The sequence below is a fragment of the Spirosoma migulaei genome (assembly GCF_054776855.1).
In genome coordinates this window covers 801,511-819,565 of sequence record NZ_BAAHBG010000010.1, presented here as the reverse complement: position 1 = coordinate 819,565, position 18,055 = coordinate 801,511, and the positions used below count along the sequence as shown (strand labels likewise).

Genomic DNA, 18,055 nt, shown 5'->3' with positions numbered 1-18,055 from the left:
GTTCATGTCACAAAGATCTGAACTAGGACAAAATGCCACTATTTTAATGCGTTTAACCTGAACAGTATGCTAATCATCGCTCATATCAGATAAATATTTACACTACTCCTATTGCTTCATCCTCACACCCTTCAGTTTCAATATGGCAAATGATCGTCTATCGGCGTTGAGTCGCTACGATTTCTTGGTACATCCCGATGCTCTTTCTGTGTTTGGTAAGCTCGATTATCAACTTAAAGACGGAGTGCATTTTCAAAACAGACCGCACCAACGTATTTCTTATGAATTCATTGAAGATAATTATAATAGCTTAAGTAACTATTACGATGACTACTTTAAGGTACGTTTAGATTCTGGTGGCGAAGGTCCTGATAGATACTTCTATCTGGATTTTTTAGAGGCTAATTTTCGTGGACGCATTAATGCGGATCACCGCCATTTTCTGGCTTCTGAATATGTTGTTGTTGGATTCTTATTATATAAAGTGCATTTCATTGACCTGCAGATTGACCTCGATTCAGTGGCACGCTTCCAAAAAACAATTCGAGAGGATTATGAAGAGTTGAAGCCGTTAATTTATGAAAAGCTTGCCCACGTAACTCGGAAAAAACCAGGTGAGATTGATGATGAGAAAGTAAACAATGTGATCAGTGCTGCAATAAAAGAGTTTGCAAAAATTGGATGGATTGACTTGCAGGACGATTATTTTGATATACTACCCGCTTTCCAAAGACTCACCAAAGTATATGGTAATGCCATAAATGAAATTGATTCTTGGCAATCATCTCGATAAACAGTATGAAGTCCTTTCCGCGCCTTTACAATCTTTGTACATTAAATCTACGTCATCATCAGGGATTTGAATACAAATTTCATGCTTTACGAACTGACTTTGCTGGCGAAAGTGGTTCAGGAAAAAGTATGATTGCTGATATGCTTCAACTGATTTTTGTTGGTAGTGCTGCCTTTCAGGCCGCTACACAGGGATTGGATGGAGAGCGACGTCCTGAAGGTATGGTACTGCCCGGCGAAACGCTTGGGTATGCATTTCTAAACATCCAATGCAGTCCTAAGGCCTATATTTCTATTGGTGTCCAATTAGAGAGTACTGTCCGTAGTTGCCGTCTATTCATCGTGCATAAAGAATTCGGAGCTTCAGAAAAAGGGCAGTTAATCCCTTTTGATAACCCCTTAACAATTCGGGATTTTCAACATGAAGGTATGATTCTGCCACTTGATGATGTAGCAGAGCAATTAACAGAACGTGGTTATGAATTAATTTCTCCAACTACTAAAAATTACCATAAGCTACTATACCAGAATAATATTTTACCGTTGGACCTTACGTACAGCAGCCGCATATTAGATACCTATGCCAAAATTATTCAGGCCTTTTCTCGTAAAAAATCTTTAGATGCCAATAATCCGCGCGAATTGCAAAATTTCTTATTTGGCAACGAGCGAGGAGGAGAAATTTATAAGGAATTTGAGAAAACCGTTAATGAATTACAACGTTCGGAAGATGAGTATCGGACAAATCGGACGAAAGTTGAGCTTATAGACAAAAAAGGTATTGCCTTAAGTGCGTTACGTACACAGCAAAAAATATTTAAACAAGCGGAGCTTACATATTTAACAACCCGATTAGCCTATTGGAATTTTCAGTACCGTGACAGAACAATTAAACTTCAGGGAGTTTTAACTAAATACAGTCAAACCATCGCTGATTTGGAACACTGTCACAGCCATTGCGTAACAAAATATACTACAGCCGAACCAACGATCAAATCGTTGAAAGATGTTTTACAAAGCGCTCACGATCATTTACAAATCGTTTTAACTCCATATCAGCGCTGGGAGACGGCCAGCTTATGGCTGAAAGATCTGGATTGTGATACAAGTCGATTAAAGGAGTTGTATGCTGAACAAACAAAAAAAAATAAACAAAAAACTAGCTTAGAGCAGTTGCTTCTAGGATTACAAAAAGAAAATATATTGGTTCTATTTCAGGAATCGGATTGGAGATTTGGTGTTGGCAAGGGTAAAAAATGGTCTGAAAATAAGCTTAATACTCTTACTGAACGTATTAAGCAAAAAGAGCAGTTCAAGCTATTTACCGACCTTTCGATATCTGGCTCATTAGCAGAGTGGGCAGTTGCTTATGGTTATTCATTAAGCTTAATACAGGTTTCAGTATTAAATGGGCTACGTGATATATCATACATCAAACCGATAGCACAAGCATATGAACGCTATATAGCTGATCCTACTTACTTTTTCGAAAATTTAGATTCCCCTTATTATGAATCTAGTGGCTTTTGGTTATCTATTGGAGGAATTAAATACTTCTTTGAGTTAGAGCATGAACTATACAAATCAATTGAAGTTCCGGAAAAAAGAAAATATTTTTTTGAAGAACTGACTACCTCAACGGATATCGATATTGCCAAACTTACAAAGGAGAAAAAGCGAATTCAGGCATTAAAAGAATTAATTGACGAAAATGAAACCTATAGAATAGGGGCTGATGCCTATGCTAGCAGGACTAATTTCGAGACATTTGAAATGTACCCCGGTTTTTCGAAGCTAGCGGGAGAATTCACAACTTATTATGAATGTCTTACGAATGCCGATACTATTAAAACAGCTTATCAAGACGCTAAAGAAGCACATGTACAAGCGACTAATAACTTGAATGCAGGGACTTTAGCATTTGATCGATATAATGATAAGATGAATGATATTGGTGGAATTCTGTCAGTACATCAACAAGTTGCTAATGCTATTAGAGTTTGGCAAATTGAGCATGAAGGTTTTTTTTCAAAAAGTTTATTGCAATCGCCTACCATGAATGGAGGGGCTGATTTTGATGTGATTAGTCAAACTATACAAAATAGTCATTCTGTGCTTTTGTCCAATATGGTATGGAATCAGTTAAAAGAAGATTGGTTAACAGCTAAACGGGAATTACTACAAGCTGAAACAGATTATAAAGCCCTTTATCAATCCTTACAAAACAGATTATCTCCTAATTATTCTCCACCTGAGCCTTCTCAGACACGAGACCTGTACCGGGAGGCCGAGTCAAAATACAAATCAGATTTCAACGCACTAGTCAGTCTATATTTAGAAAATAATTCATACAAATTAGGCAACGATTACAACTTCGTTGAACTCGCCTACCTACTATTGCCTGGTTTATTTGAGCATGAGGACATAACAGAGGAAGGCGTTTTGAGCCGTATTACACAACGCTTGAATGAAATTAACAAGGCTAATCGTGCTTTGAACATCCGTAAGTTAAATCGGATAAAAGACTTACTGAATTTAGTTGAAGATGCACGTAGAACTATCTGGACTACTGTAGGCAGTATGCAGTCGTTTTTTGAACGAAAAGAAAACGAAATAACAGGAGGGTATCGGGCTGTTCTAACGATCCGAGACTCACGAAATTTCCCGTTCGATTGGATACGTACATTCAAACGGGAATTAGCCAACCCCGATTTTGCCGAACGCTTCTTAGATGCAGTGAGTCTAAAAGAAAAAATACAAAAGGCATTTGAATTATGTGGAGGTACTACTGAGAAAGATAATGTGCAGAAATTGATTCAGGATCTGTTAAATCCAAACTCGTACATTGAATTGTCCTACAGTATGAAGTCTGCAAATGATGACAGAAATGCAGGAAGCACAGGGCAAACCTATGCAGCTATTGCCTTACTATGTATTGCCCGTTTGTCTTTGATTCATGAAAAGCGTCGTAAAGGCATACGCTTTATGCCTGTTGATGAGGCTGAAGGTTTAGGAGCTAACTTCGATTTGCTATACCGTATAGCTAAGCAATATGATTATCAAATCATATCGTTTTCACCAAATTTAGTCGGTTCCTTCGATGAAGGAGGCCAATTTGTATACATGTTGGCGAAAGATATGGAGGCACCTGGTCCAATTAATCATGAGCCTATGGGTCTCTTTAGAGAGAGTGACTTGTATAATCAAGATGAGGACGAATTTAATGATGAAGAATATAGTCAAGAAGATACCGATCAGGAAAGTAGGGAAGAAAATAATACTGGTGATGAAGATTCAGACGAACTGACCGATGATACCCCCACGGACGAAGTTTGAATGGCGCCATCTTCAAGCGTTATGTGATTTATATGAAAAGGGAGCCACATCACTAAAGCTTGACAATGCTTATATAAAAAGCTTTCTAATTAAACGGCGTGAATGGATTAGCTTGAAAGAAAAAGCTAAGAGTGGTTATGTGGTCTCTCGTGATAAACGACAAGCATTTCGTAACTGGTATGAATCGGAGTTGAAGGAGGATATTGCTCAGTATCAACGCTTTTTAGAAAAATATGAATTGCCTGATGATGGTCGACGTTCATATACTAACAAAGATCTAAACACTTTAATAGTAATTGACCTTCAGAAAAAGAACTTACTGGTTGATATTGATCATGTGACACTTGAGAAATTTTCAAGCGATTTTTTTGGGGGATCTAAATATCTTAAAGATCATAAGACAGTACGAGATACTGTATTGAAGGTACTTGGTATTGGGGAGTTTAAAGGGCAGAAGCCACGTGACCATCTCTACCGACTTGTTGTAGACTGTCCAGGTGCGGAAGTTGTTGTATTATGTGAGAATAAAGATTTCTTACGCATTCCAGATCGTGCTTTAGAGGCAAAAATTGAATTATGGTATGTTGGAGGTAATAATATGGGGGCCATTGACCGTATTTCACCTGAAAAACTCAAGCTTCCGTTATATTATTCATGTGACTGGGATGATGAGGGTTTGGCTATTTTTATTCGTATTTGCAAACGCTTATTCGATGACCGATCTGGCGAAGAAAAACGGAGAGTAACTCTGCTATACCCAACAGCGGTAGGGAAAGATTACCGTTTTCCAGTTGACTCTCCAAATCATAACAGCAAATGGGATCATAATCAAATTGACTCGGGCCTAGATTTAAAATGGTTTTCAATGGAAGATATTCAACTGTTCAGAGAGCTTATTGCTACTGATCAATGGATTGAAGAACAGAAAAATGATTTGGTTAAAATGGTGTCAAGGGCAAGAAGCAATAACTAATTACATGTGGTATAAGTCAAGACTTAATCTGATCTACATTGGGGGATAAATTAAGCCGATTCTATTAGAACTGAAAGCGGTCATACTTCTAAAAATAATCGGCATTCTACTGTAATCAGTAAGCCTAGCCTTAAAAAGCGCCTTCTTTAAGGTTATCTACCATTATAACCATCAATTTTGATGTGAATTGAGGTAGCTAACCTTAAAACAAGCTGATTTTAATAGCTGCGGAACTGATTTGTCAAACCAACTAGACAAATGCATTGCTAGAACTACCAATTTACCCCGACTTTCACCGTGCAGTTGGCTACCAACGAGTGGGTCAACGGGTAATCCTCTCACTGCATAACACCCCACAATTGCCAGATTGATTCCCGTTGCTGAAGTTTCTGCACCACAGTAGAAGGACACCCGTGGATTGGCGCTATTTTTGACTCAACGCCCTATTCCATTCGATGATGAAAAAGATATTCCTGTTGCTGTTAGTCACGCAATCGTTGTGGGCCCAATCGACCAAACCCGATAATCGGAAGGAGTTTGTTATCGACAACTTCCAAACCGAAACCGGCGTTACGCTACCCAAAGCGCGTATTATCTATGGCACCTATGGGCATCTGAATCAGGCGCGTGATAATGCCATACTCCTCCCGTCGCACTACATGGCTACCTATCGGGGCTATGAGTGGCTGATCGGCCCCGGTAAGGCGCTGGATACAACCAAATACTTCCTTGTGGCTACCGAATTATTTGGGAATGGCCGATCCTCCTCGCCCAGTAATACGGCTGAACCCTTTCACGGCCCCCGATTTCCGATCCTGACGATTCGGGATAATGTGAAGGCCGTCCATCAACTCCTGACCGATCAGTTAAAGATATCGCACCTGACTGCCATTGTGGGTTTCTCGATGGGTGCCCAGCAGGCATTCCAGTGGGCAGTGAGTTATCCCAAGTTTGCCAATCGTATTGTCGCTACGTCGGGAACGGCAAAAACCTATCCGCATGGTGTGGTTCGACTGGAAGGCCAGATCGCTGCACTGACTGCCGATGAGGCTTTTAAAAATGGCGATTACACAAGTCCGCCCACCAAAGGGCTTCAGGCATTCGCTGTTGTCTGGACTGGGTGGCTCTACTCGCAGGAGTGGTGGCGACGGGAGTTATGGCGTGCCCGCGCCAAGCCCGGCACCACGTTTGAACAAGTGCTCGAAAACTACCGAACGCACTTCATCGAGGGAGCAGATGCCAATGATCTGATCCTGCAAATGCGTACCTGGGAGCGGCATGATGTGGGAGCAACCGAGGGATTTACGGGAAATGTCGAATCGGCGCTACGATCCATTCAGGTGCCGATCTTGTATATGCCCTCCGCCACCGACTTATATTTCCCGCTGGGCGATGCCCAATATGAAGCGGCCTTTATACCGGGTGTGCAATTACTGCCGATTCCCTCCTTGTGGGGACATACGGCGGGTGCTGCCAGTAATCCCGCCGATGCTACTTTTCTGAATGAACACATCCGCAATTTCCTCTTCGATAAGGCATCGCCATCCCGATAGCGTCCTGGTCTGATAAGCGCCAACTCAAATCAACCTGGAATCAGTGATGGTGTAAATCCCGGCCGCTCCCGCTTCTTGGATGCCTGCTCATACGCATAGCCCATTGCCAGTAACGCGCCTTCCTGATACGCTCCGGCGATGAGCGAAAAGCCGACGGGCAGTCCATGAACGGTGCCCATTGGGATGGTCAGGTGGGGGTAACCGGCCATAGCGGCTGGTGGGCAGAAGTAAAAGCCCGTGTCGTAGTCGCCGTTGATCAGGTCGATGCAGCCCGCAAAACCGATGCTCGTACCGCCAATGGCATCTAGTTTGTGGGTCGCCATCAGTTTGTCGATGCGTTGACGCCAGCTTCGCGTTTTGGCGAGCGCTTCTGTGTATTCTTTGCTGGATAAATCTCCTTTGGCTTCACTGCTTTCCAGCGTTTCCTGCTGAAAGAAAGGCATGGCTTTGGCCGCATTCTTCTGATTAAAGGCGATCACGTCAGCAAGGGTCTTGACGGAGGCATTGGCTTTGGACAGGTACCGATTTACACCATCTTTGAACTCATATTGCAGTACGGTAAATTCGGCACCGCCCGTTTCCTGAAGCGCTTTCATTACCTCCACTTCCAAAACGGTAGCACCCTGTTTTTTCAGCACGTCTATCGCTTCTTTATACAAGCCAACGACACCTTCATGCCCCTTTAGAAACGATTTCTCAATTCCAATGCGCTTGCCCGATAAACTGGCTGTTTTTAAAAATTGCGTGTAGTCCGTCACACTCTTGCCGCGGCTTTCGTTCGTAACGGCATCGTCTGGGTCGACACCTACTATCGCACCCAGCAAAATAGCGGCATCGGTTACGGTTCGAGCCATTGGGCCGGCGGTATCCTGCGTTTTCGAGATGGGAATAATGCCACTGCGGCTAACCAGACCAACCGTCGGCTTTAGACCGACGAGGCCGCAATGAGAGGATGGGGCAATGATGGAACCGTCCGTTTCGGTACCCACGGCCACAGCGCACAGATTGGCCGATGCCGCCGAGCCGGAACCCGAACTAGAGCCACTCGGATTTCGATCCAGTACATAAGGGTTTCGGGTTTGACCACCCCGGCTACTCCAGCCACTGCTGGATCGGGTTGAGCGGAAGTTGGCCCATTCGCTCAGGTTGGTTTTGCCCAGTATGACCGCGCCAGCCTTCCGCAATTGGGCAACAACAAAGGCATCTTTGGCTGCTTTATGGCCTTCCAGCGCTAACGAACCGGCGGTGGTCATCATCTGATCGTTGGTATCTATGTTATCCTTGATGAGTACCGGAATGCCGTGCATGGGACCCCGAAGTTTCCCATCTTTTCGCTCCTGATCCATTGATTTGGCTATCGTCAGCGCGTCGGGGTTGAGTTCAATGACGGCATTCAGGCGAGGCCCTTTTTTGTCGATGGCCTGAATCCGGTCCAGATACAGTTGGGTGATCGCTTCGGCCGTGTATTCTCCCGACTGCATTTTCTGTTGTAGCTCATTGATGGTTAGTTCGTTGAGTGCAAACTCGTCGACGAACGGAGCGGAATCGGTTTCCGGGCTTTCTGATTTGGGCGTTGAGCAGGCTGTCAACGCAGATGCCGTGACCGAAAGGACTGAACTGGCTTTAACAAAACTCCGTCTGTTCATAAAACGAGTGGGGTGAATGAGGGTCTGGCACCCAAATTAGCACATTTTAGGACTCGTTCACCGTTCTTCTCACAACGTATGTAGGATTTAAATTGACCTATGCGCCGTATGACTCTGTCGGGGTCAAATGTTTATAGAAAGGCCATTCGTGCTATAAACATCTGACCCCGACGGGGTCACACAGCGCATACGTAGTTTAAGCTTACCGTGGTGTCAGATGCTTTCATCTGACACGGGTAGGTTTCTCAAAACCTAATGGTGTGAGTAGGTTTTGAGAAACCTACCCGTGTCGGTTAAACGTAACCGACACCACAAGTACAGAATTAACAGGGTTGGCGCTACCAGTAAATCCTGTCAAAAAAACACTTCACCGAAACCGCAGCACCTGCTTCATGAACCGACACACCACAGATCGGGCTAGGGGCTGGTAGGTCCAGCAGACCAGGCTGGATTGGTAAATCAATGAGCCGAGTAAATTCAGGTGGAGCCAATAGAGATGGCGACACACTATAACGCCCTGTTGTATCATTCGGATCGGTTTCTGTAATGTCCAGCAACTCATCATGATGTTGCTCCATAGTGCCGAAGTATGTCCTCAATACGGTCTCTTTGGGTGGGTAACAAGCTTGCCTGATGCGCTAACCAGTGCAACGTTCCTGGTTCAATGGCAGCCTCCGCCTTGAGTAATAGCTCGATGATGGGCGCGTAGTCAAGCTCGGAATTTCCAGTAGCGACGCACCACAGCGCTTGCCCTAATGCGGTTCCGCCATAAACGTTTCGGACGTCGAGTGCGGCATTTCGTTCCAGAAGCCACTTCACCAGGGAGAGTTGGCCGCCTAGTACGGCGCAGTGCAAACCAGTTTGGCCATCCTTGCCCTGTGCATTCGGGTCAACGCCCCGACTTACTAGGAAATCGGCAACGTCGATGTGGCCGTAGGTGCAGGCGTAGAAAAAGGCGGTTTCTAACTGAGCCGCTGGCTCGTCAGGTAGTCCCCAAGTCGTATCAGACTCGTTGGTTTTGACATGACCCTCTTCGGTAAAGAAACTCTGAACCAGTTTGAGCCGCCCTAATCCGGCGGCAGCAACGACACTGTCTACACGCGCCCCATTTCGTCTGAGTAGTTCGGCGGCTTCGGGGCATCCGTTGGCCAGGGCTGCCATCAGCGGTGGCCATCCGGTTGGTGTGCAATCAATGTTGGCACCGTAATTCAGCAGCGTGTCAATCAATGGAATTTGTACGCCAGCCCGCTTTGGGTGGATGCTGGTAGCCACCAAGCCTAGCGTTGTGCCTTTGCCGTACGTGTCGGCGAGGGCATCGACTTCGGCACCCGCTTTGAGTAATAGTCGGGTTATGTCAACGGCATTATCGGGCGATTTCTGGCGATAGTTCTCAACGCCATTCGCGCCGACGTAATGAAGAAGCATAGCCCGATGCACCCGCATTGAACGCATTCGAATCAGGTTTGGATTGGCGATTAGCAGGGAGTCAAGCGCGGCTATATTGCCCGTAACAACCGCATCTACCGCCGATTCGAATTGCCAGACCGCTGAATTGGCCAGCGTTGCTTTCTCGACATAACTTGTCAGCTTGCCCCAATTTTCAAATCCATACACGCGGGCAATGAGTTGCTGAGCATCGGTCAGCAGGCATTCTGTGTCCTGATTGGTTAATTCTGGCCAGTGTCGGAAATTCAGGTCGTTTTCCTGTATCTGTTGAATCTGCTGAGGGCCTTCTGATTGATAATTCGTGAGAAGCTCGTCAGCTTGCTTTTCGTACTGGGCAAGGGGGGCATCGAATGGTAAAGGTTGTATAGGTGGTGGCATACGCGCGACTGAGTAGGAAGGTTAGCTTAGCGTGATAAAGTGGAAAAACTCGCAGGAGTGATTACCCCCACGAGTTCATGATGTACGCAACTTGCGTTGTGTTTAGGCCAGCGCCCTGGAAAACAAACCTACCCGCTCCCGGAGCAGATAGCTGCTGATATCGGTGCGGAGATTACCGTTGAGGGTAAAGGCCCGCAACTCGGGCGACAGGTTGGCGTATTTGTCCAGTGCCTTGAACCAGGCGCTCCGATCCAGGTAAGGGGCTAACAGAATACGCGCCTGGCTCAGGGCACGGTGCTGGCGTGGCGACCAGATAGGGCGCTGCCGATAAATATATCCCTGACCATTCAGCAGATCGGGCAGCGATTGTGGCGGTGCCATTGGAACCAACTCGGCCAGCAGATACAAGCCTAATTCAACATTTAACAATCGATTCGCCACCATTCCCGGTAATGCATGCCGAAACCGAATTCGGGTAGCCAGCGGCTCCTGCCAGCGCAATAGACTGGCAAGGGCCGGGCGGGCAACAGGAGCGGTGGTGAGGAGCGTGTTCATTTGTATGTTTGTTTATTGTTCTATACAAATATCACCCTACTAGAACGTAATCTTTTTACGTTGTTCTTTATTTTTGACATTATTTTTCGAATAGAACGCTGATTTTTATGATGGTTATGATAAATATGATTTTTAGCTGAATCATAACCTTATCATATTGATCATAAAAATCAGTGTTCTATTGGTTAATTATTGATTGGCAGCGGAAGCGCTGTCTTCGGAAAGGAATAAATCCGGTGCTTTCCGTTGTCTTTAACGGCCCAGCTTTCCCAGAAACAAATCACCAGAAGCCATTGCGACACATCGTCCTGTCGGGCTTCGTAGCCGCGTCGGCGTAGTGACTTTTTAACGTCCAGCGTCGTGGTGCTGCCATTCGCCAGAATGAGTGCCGTGGCAATAAATCGAATCGCCAACGGGTCCAGTTTTTTACGTTGTGTCTCCATCTTATGCTTTGATTCTGACGATGTACCGAACCGTACATTGCGCCTGGTTGTAAACAATGAATTCGTTCTTTTGCAGACTAACTCCCTGACGGGCAAACACCGAATCGTAGCGCGTATCCAGTTGCTTTAGCGCGTCACCGTTCAGGCGCATGTGATGCGGTTCGTGTTGGGTCAGTTCCAGTTGCTCACCAACATGTACCTCGTAAATAGCCAGATAGGCTTCGCTCTGTCGACCGTTGGCCCAGACCGAACCATTCAGCGAAGTGTAGTTGAGTGACTTGCTGAACTGATCGGCAAAATAGATCCCATAGCCGAACATTTTGCCCGTAATAACCGCGTTGGCTGGCCGGAGTACCAGGCCATCTTTCAGGATCGATAGCCAGTTTTCGCTACGGCTTCCGTGCCAGAGAGCCAGCGTTTTACGGTTTGTCTGTTTGCTTACATAGGCGTTAAAAGCAGCATCGGTAGCGGCATGACGCACACTGAAAGCCGCGTCGAATTTGTTGGCATCATCACCCATCATTTTCTTGATGAGCTTCAATACGTGGTTGTCTGTTTCAGGCTCGATAACCAGATTCATGCTTTCGAGCAACGTTGGCGGTGCCTGATTTGATGCTCTCGGTGCGGGAGCCAGTTCAACCTGACCGCGCATGACGTCGAGGGTAGATTGCTCGTCGGCGAGGTGATCGCGGAGGGGTTGCAGGTCGTCAGTTGATAGCGGTATTTCGCCTGCCAGATGCTGGCCTACGTGGGCCATCCGACGCGGAATCACTTTAAACAGCTCAAGTAGTTTGGTGTTGTACGCACCCGTATCCATGCCCACTTTTAATTGCGCAGCCAGATCGTCGAGCAATTGCTGGGCTGATTCGACCTGTTTGCTCGTAACCTGCTGGGCCGTAACGACATAATTCTGAAAAATCGACAGATTCGCCAATTCCAATAACCGACTCATCAGGCTGCGCACAGCTGGTTCGGCAATAGTGCTGGCGTCTGTAGCGGGTGTCGATTCAGCAAAAAGGTGCGTCTGATCGGTATAACCTTTCGACGTTTTTTCGCGGAGTTTTTGATTCCATTGCGCTATTGGATGGGTGGCCTTATTGCGAAAGCCACCCACCCGACCGTAGAAAACGTCGAATGTACCGTTCTCATTTTCACGCATTTCATAGTATTTGTTGTTGTTTTCAGCCGTCACCATAATCAGCTTCACCGTCCGAAGATTCGGGTTAGGTGAATCGGCTGGTAACGGGGTATCCTGTTCAGCAGAGGAAAGGGCCAGTGTAGTTGGGTGCGGACGAACTGTGGTATCGATAACGGATGGAGCAGAACGGTTCCATACCCGTTGTAGCAACTGGTTGAGCATACGAATAGTCAGATAGGGTCTATTGATTGTTATTACTAGTCATTTGCTGGGCGTTATTCGTTGTCAGTACTGGTTATTAATTGCGTAGGCAACCAATGACCATTCATGGCAATCAATGACCACCAATGACTATGAATCAAGCCAGCATTTTGCGTAAGACACCGAGCCGGTTGCGGGAGAAACCGACGGTTTTTTCGGCAAAATGACTGCAATCAGGACTAAGGTCATACGCTAACCGATGACCGGGTGCAGAGGCATAGGCGGCTAGCAGATCCTGCCAGTGAAGATTATAGGCAAAGTGAGATAGCAGAAGTCGTCCCCGGTTCAGGTATTTTTTCTGTTTGGGTGTCAGGTCAGACCAACTCGTATCGTCGGGCCGGAGTAGATCGGGAAGCGCCGTTGCCGGAGCGTCGGGGTGTAGTTGCTGAAGCAAAAACAAACCCAATTCGAGGTCAACTAATTGCCGGGTCGAAAGCGACGGGCGGGGCGTGTAAGCCGGGGTATTTGTGCGAGGACGTGAGGTATGAGTCATGATAAGTCTAAGTGATTGTCCGATTCAAAAGTATAACCCTCAAAACGTAATCTATTTACGGCCTTCTTTTTTTGTTAAAATTATTTTTCTCTTCTTTGTCATCGCTAATCGTATCTGTTGTACGTGTGTCTATATTTCATGTGCAATATATAATATAAATATAGTATTCCATGCCAATCACGCGTTCTGCCTTTCAACGGTATCGACTTATTGATGAAATTATCAGCCGATACCCACGCCGATACTCCAAACAGAAACTCTTTGAACTGTGTCAGGACAAGTGCGGAATCCGATCTATTTCATCGCTCGAAAAAGACATTCAGCGAATGCGTGAGGATCACGATGCGCCTATTGAATACGACAAACGGGCCAACGGCTATTATTACAGCAATCCACAGTTCAGGCTCCTGAACTTAATGCTGACTCCCGACGACATGGAAGCGTTGGAACAGGCGCGGGAAGTATTGGCCGCTACGCAGGGGGCATCGGTAGCCGACGAACTGGATAATGCCCTGCAACGTGTGCGGCAGAGCCTCGACATTATTCGGGAGGTAAAAACCGATGCGCCTACACGACGGGTGGTGTATGTGGAAGAGAAAATCCTGGGTGGTAACCGCCAGTACGTACCTGTCCTGATTCGGGCTGTGAACCAGAACCGGCAGGTGGCGTTTCGCTACCTCAAGCACGAAGATGCCGTGTCGATGAAGGGTAGTGTGGCTATACGGAAAGCTAAAGCCCGTGCTGTTGATGCTGGCCTGTTTGCTCCCGAACGACCTAAGCTGCGTATCCTGCACCCGATTTTATTGCGGGAAGTGGCAGATAGCTGGTACGTCATTGGCTACGATGCGGCCAGTGGTGGCGAACGGACCTTCGCCCTCGATCGCATGAGTGAACTCGAATTGCTGGACGATCCCTGCGACGTACCACCCGCCATCTTGACCAACGTGAGTGAGTTGTTCGAGCACATCTTCGGCATAACGGATAGTCACGGCCCGGTCGAAGAGATTGTGCTATCCTTCAGCCCGTTGTTTGGTCGCTATGTAACGACGAAACCCATTCACCAAACGCAGGAAGTCCTGAGCGACACTGACACCGAGTGCGTCATCCGGCTTCGACTGGCACCCAACCGCGACCTGCTCATGCACCTCCGCAGCTACGGCGAACACCTGACTGTATTGAAACCGGCCAGTCTGGTGCAAGAAATGAAAACGTCATTAGAAGCAACGCTGGCGCGGTATTAGGGGTGTATTTCAGTGATGGCGGTTATAAGTAACCGACGCCACAGTGTATCTGAACATTAGCTGACAAATAATGTATGCCCTCATTTACAACGACCCTACCGTTCACCGTTCTCGCTTGGCTACGCCGAGTGAGGGCTATTGGTTTAACGGCCTCTGGCCGGAGTAACACGTCAAAAACGGGCCAGAGGCCCTTGAAATAATAACCCTCACTCGGCGTAGCCAAGCGAGAACGTGAGAATCGCAACGGCGAACCGTCCTAAAAGGTCGGTTATAAGTAACTGCCATCACTGCACTCCGATTAAAGAATAGCCTATGCCCACATTTACAACAACCCTTCAGAAATTTGGCGAGAAAGGTGATAAAACCCGGTGGACCTACATCGAAATTCCACTTGCCATCAGCGACGAGCTGAAACCCGGTCAGAAAAAGGCGTTTCGGGTGAAGGGTACGCTGGATAATCACCCGATCAAACTCGTGTCCCTGTTGCCGATGGGGCGCTCCCTGAATCCGGATGGTGGCTTTATGATGCCCATTAATGCGGGTATGCGTCGGGGGATGGGCAAAGAAGAAGAGGGAACACAAATCACGGTTACCCTTGAGCTGGACACGGACCCCTTGCCGCAATCTGCCGACCTGCTCGACTGTCTGGAGGATGACCCGGCCGCATTGGCCCATTTCCGGAAACTAAGCCCGAGTCACCAGAATTACTTCAGCAACTGGATTGAAGACGCCAAAACGATCGAAACCAAAACTAAACGACTGACGCAGGCCGTCACGGGCTTGTCTATGGGCATGGATTTTGGTCAGATGATCCGGCACTTTAAGAAGAAGGAGTAATGGGTTTGAAGTTTGAGGTCTGAAGTTGCTGACGCATCAATAGTCCGTCAACCAACTTCAGACCTCAGACCTCGAACTTCAAACTCATCAATTAAACGGCAGAATCAATTTCAAACAAACATTCCGGCCCACGCCGAACATACCCAGGTGCCCATTGGGCGATTGCGTGAAATACTCGAAATATTTCAACCGGCTCAGGTTCGATTGGTACGCTACATCGAACAGGTTATTGACCTGGAACACCACGTGCCAGGCGGGCTTGTTCTGGCTCACGCGAATCGACGCATCTGCACCGGCATTGACCAGCGTATACGCCCCGGTAGCGGTTTCGGTATTGTTCAGGCCCAGGTAGCGGTCTTGCCGGGCGTTGTAATCGACATCGGCTTTGATCGTAACGTCCGTCAGCCATTTGGACTTGGTCGGAAGCAATTGATTCACGCCCGTCGAAATGCGCAGGGGTGGAATAAACGGCAGATATTGGCCCTGAACGCCCGCATCCGTGAACCGCTGTCCCCGATTATAACCATACACGACAGCTATGCTATTGTCGAACGTAAAGCCCCGCCAGGTGGTTGGGTGCAGGCTAAACTGCGTTTCGAACCCGTAAAGCTGGGCAGACGCTTGTTGGTACTGATAGGTTTTGTTGCCCTGAACAATGATAATCGGCTCGCCTTTCTCATCGACCAGTTGCGAGAGCGAGATATAATTCTGAATGAAATTATTGAACACGCTTATGCCAAAATTGACATCGGGAAACGTAGCTGTCAGCCCAATATCTTCCTGTAAACTAAACTCGGGGTTGAAATTGCGATTCCCGATATACACGATGTGCGCACCGGGGTCGAGTCCGTTAGAGGCAATTTCGGTAATGCTCGGTGCCCGATAGCCTCGGGCAATATTGGCTTTGAGGGCTATTTTTTCCGAAAACTCGTACGTAGCTCCCAGACTCATAGAAATCCCAGTAAACGACTGGTGGAGCGCGGGGAATTGTAAAACAGCGCCAGCAGTATCGGGCAGGAATGTGTGCTGACCGAATCCTGTTTTTGGATCGGTTCGGATATAAAAATCATCACCCGTCAATCGCCGACGGTCGTAGCGTAGCCCACCGCTCAGGGTTAGTTTTTCGGCCTGCCATTTCAGGAAAACGAACGTGCCCACATCGAAGAGGTTATAATCTGGGATGGGGAAAGCGGTGCCATTTTTGTTTTTATTCGCCTGATACATCCCATTGACACCCACCGTTGTTGCCAGCTTGCCAATGTTGGGTAGGTTGTACCGTAGCCCGTAATTAAAGGTGTTCAGGCGAACGAATAAACCGGCCTGATCGGGTTGTGTGGGGTGATTGTATTCCCGGCGGACGTTTTGCTGGAAGGCCAGCAGTACATCGATCTCGCCGTTACCAATCTGATAGTGGTTATTCGTGTGCAACCGATAGTGCTGAATGTGCTGATGGAGCGGACTAAGCGTATACGATGACAGTTCGCTGGCGGGCACGATCGGGCGATTTCGAATGTCATCCAGCTCCGCTTCGGCAACCTGTTTGGTAAACTGGCGGGTTAGTGAATCGCGGCTTCCGTCAGGAATTCCCTGTAAATTGTCATATAACGAAGCGCCGAAACGGGAATAGCCCTGATGACCAGAGTACCCAAGCATGGCCGTTAACGTCCGTTCCGAAAAGCCGGTATTGTACACCCGGCCATCGATCTTGTTCTTGTAATTAGTAGCCGCTCGTATAGAACCACGCAAATTCCACGCCCAACGCGACCCACCCGATGCCAGACTGAGCGACTCGCCCAGGAGCCTATTGTTCGACTGGTATTCGGTTACAAAGCCAACTTTAAGCTTGCCCTCGGTATCTTTTGGGTAGTTCGGCATCATACTGACTACGCCCGCCAGAGCATCGGAACCGTACATCAAACTGGCCGGACCTTTGATCACTTCGGCCCGGTTGATGTTGTAATTATCGACCTCAACGCCGTGTTCATCGCCCCACTGCTGCCCTTCCTGCCGAACGCCATCGTAGAGAGTCAGCACGCGGTTGTAACCCAAGCCGCGGATAAAGGGTTTGGAGATGTTAGGCCCCGTTTTAACCGCATTCAGACCCGGTGCGTTCTTGACCAGTACGTCGATGATATTGCTACTGCTTGAACTCTCTATGGATCGTGCAGAAATAGCCAGAATGGCTACGGGGTTCTGGCGCAGGAGGGTACCCCGCGTTACCCCCGTGACAACAACCTCGTTGAGGGCGTTTACAACGGGGAGTAAAACGGCGTTATACTGGTCTGTTTTAGCGCTAACCTCAAGTGTATCGGATTTATAGCCGACGCAGGAAATAATCAATTCGTGGGCTAACGTATCTGCTTTTATGGATAGCGAAAACTGCCCTCGGGCGTCGGTAATGGCCCCTTTATTTTGCCCGATCAGGCTTATGTTGCCAAATGGAATGGGTTTGTGGCTATCGGCATCGGTCACCGATCCACGGATTAATCGAGTGGGAGATGGCTGCGCATACAGCAGCCCTTCGCTTAGTCCAAGGCCATGCAGCCCGAGACTAATCAGCAGGAAAAAATTCTTCATTCAGGATGAAATCGTTTGGTTGAGTACTCCAGGAAATACAGCACGACCCATCGACCCGGAGACCGATGTGTGCCAATCAGGAAATTACCAAACGACGGGTGGACCCCGGTGAGAGAAGCAGCGAAACCGGAAATGAGACTGAAAGGAGCAGTTCCTGAACAGGAAAACCGACTGCAAACGCTCCCGCAGCAGAAATAGAAACGCAAAAAAACTACCAACAACAACGGGTAGGTTAGCTGCCAGATCGAGCAGCAGAATTTCCTGAGCTGTGTGGTTATTGGGGAGAATTGGGCCTTTCCCAAAAGGCCAGTAGGGGTGCGCGTGAACAATTAGTTTACCACTCGGTAAGCGGTGCGCGTGGCGAAACACCACACCGTTGAGCCACA

The 18,055-nt window shown here is 47.5% G+C and carries 15 protein-coding genes; 6 read left to right on the top strand and 9 right to left on the bottom strand.

Translation table 11 applies throughout. The annotated features are described in order from the left end of the window. Positions 1 to 142 precede the first annotated feature (142 nt). From ACYVGO_RS13925 to ACYVGO_RS13910, 4 genes are all read left to right on the top strand, one after another. Positions 143 to 793: a condensin complex protein MksE gene (locus ACYVGO_RS13925; RefSeq protein ID WP_460969777.1), complete on the top strand. Its 651-nt coding sequence runs from the start codon at positions 143 to 145 to the stop codon at positions 791 to 793. Positions 794 to 798: 5 nt separating this feature from the next. Continuing rightward, the gene (locus tag ACYVGO_RS13920; protein WP_460969776.1) at positions 799 to 4,128 is read left to right on the top strand and encodes a hypothetical protein; all 3,330 of its coding nucleotides are present in this window, start codon (positions 799 to 801) and stop codon (positions 4,126 to 4,128) included. After that, on the top strand, positions 4,103 to 5,101 hold the full coding sequence (locus tag ACYVGO_RS13915; protein WP_460969775.1) for a hypothetical protein: 999 nt from the start codon (positions 4,103 to 4,105) through the stop codon (positions 5,099 to 5,101). The genes ACYVGO_RS13920 and ACYVGO_RS13915 overlap by 26 nt, the downstream gene beginning before the upstream one ends. A gap of 455 nt (positions 5,102 to 5,556) precedes the next feature. Beyond that, positions 5,557 to 6,654, top strand: a complete 1,098-nt coding sequence (locus tag ACYVGO_RS13910) for an alpha/beta fold hydrolase (protein ID WP_460969774.1) — start codon at positions 5,557 to 5,559, stop codon at positions 6,652 to 6,654. Positions 6,655 to 6,683: 29 nt separating this feature from the next. Here the strand turns inward: ACYVGO_RS13910 and ACYVGO_RS13905 are convergent, their stop codons facing one another. The 7 genes from ACYVGO_RS13905 to ACYVGO_RS13875 form a co-directional block, all read right to left on the bottom strand. Further along, positions 6,684 to 8,300 (bottom strand): amidase, encoded by a 1,617-nt coding sequence (locus ACYVGO_RS13905; protein WP_460969773.1) that lies wholly within the window; start codon positions 8,298 to 8,300, stop codon positions 6,684 to 6,686. A 338-nt stretch (positions 8,301 to 8,638) separates the two neighbouring features. Continuing rightward, on the bottom strand, positions 8,639 to 8,878 hold the full coding sequence (locus ACYVGO_RS13900) for a hypothetical protein (protein WP_460969772.1): 240 nt from the start codon (positions 8,876 to 8,878) through the stop codon (positions 8,639 to 8,641). After that, positions 8,862 to 10,124, bottom strand: coding sequence for an ankyrin repeat domain-containing protein (locus ACYVGO_RS13895; protein ID WP_460969771.1), 1,263 nt, complete (start codon positions 10,122 to 10,124; stop codon positions 8,862 to 8,864). Before ACYVGO_RS13895 ends, ACYVGO_RS13900 begins: the two co-directional genes overlap by 17 nt. A 102-nt stretch (positions 10,125 to 10,226) precedes the next feature. After that, entirely contained in the window at positions 10,227 to 10,679 is a 453-nt protein-coding gene (locus ACYVGO_RS13890; RefSeq protein WP_142771010.1) for a pPIWI_RE_Z domain-containing protein, read from the bottom strand. Between the two features lie 185 nt (positions 10,680 to 10,864). Further along, entirely contained in the window at positions 10,865 to 11,122 is a 258-nt protein-coding gene (locus tag ACYVGO_RS13885) for a hypothetical protein (RefSeq protein ID WP_142771011.1), read from the bottom strand. 1 nt (position 11,123) lies between these two features. Continuing rightward, positions 11,124 to 12,482: an ADP-ribose polymerase gene (locus ACYVGO_RS13880; RefSeq protein WP_460969770.1), complete on the bottom strand. Its 1,359-nt coding sequence runs from the start codon at positions 12,480 to 12,482 to the stop codon at positions 11,124 to 11,126. Between the two features lie 136 nt (positions 12,483 to 12,618). Further along, positions 12,619 to 13,014 carry a pPIWI_RE_Z domain-containing protein gene (locus ACYVGO_RS13875; RefSeq protein WP_460969769.1) on the bottom strand — a complete coding sequence of 132 codons (396 nt, stop codon included), beginning with the start codon at positions 13,012 to 13,014 and terminating at the stop codon, positions 12,619 to 12,621. A gap of 170 nt (positions 13,015 to 13,184) precedes the next feature. Here ACYVGO_RS13875 and ACYVGO_RS13870 point away from each other — a divergent pair, with 170 nt between their 5' ends. Together ACYVGO_RS13870 and ACYVGO_RS13865 are read left to right on the top strand one after the other, a co-directional pair. Then, complete coding sequence (locus tag ACYVGO_RS13870; RefSeq protein ID WP_460969768.1) at positions 13,185 to 14,255, top strand: helix-turn-helix transcriptional regulator; 1,071 nt, start codon at positions 13,185 to 13,187, stop codon at positions 14,253 to 14,255. 312 nt (positions 14,256 to 14,567) lie between these two features. Next, entirely contained in the window at positions 14,568 to 15,092 is a 525-nt protein-coding gene (locus ACYVGO_RS13865) for a DUF1905 domain-containing protein (RefSeq protein WP_460969767.1), read from the top strand. Positions 15,093 to 15,179: 87 nt separating this feature from the next. Here the strand turns inward: ACYVGO_RS13865 and ACYVGO_RS13860 are convergent, their stop codons facing one another. Both ACYVGO_RS13860 and ACYVGO_RS13855 read right to left on the bottom strand, forming a co-directional pair. Continuing rightward, entirely contained in the window at positions 15,180 to 17,669 is a 2,490-nt protein-coding gene (locus ACYVGO_RS13860; protein WP_460969766.1) for a TonB-dependent receptor, read from the bottom strand. A gap of 84 nt (positions 17,670 to 17,753) precedes the next feature. Next, the coding region (locus ACYVGO_RS13855) for a hypothetical protein (RefSeq protein ID WP_460969765.1) at positions 17,754 to 18,055 on the bottom strand (302 nt) is incomplete at its 5' end.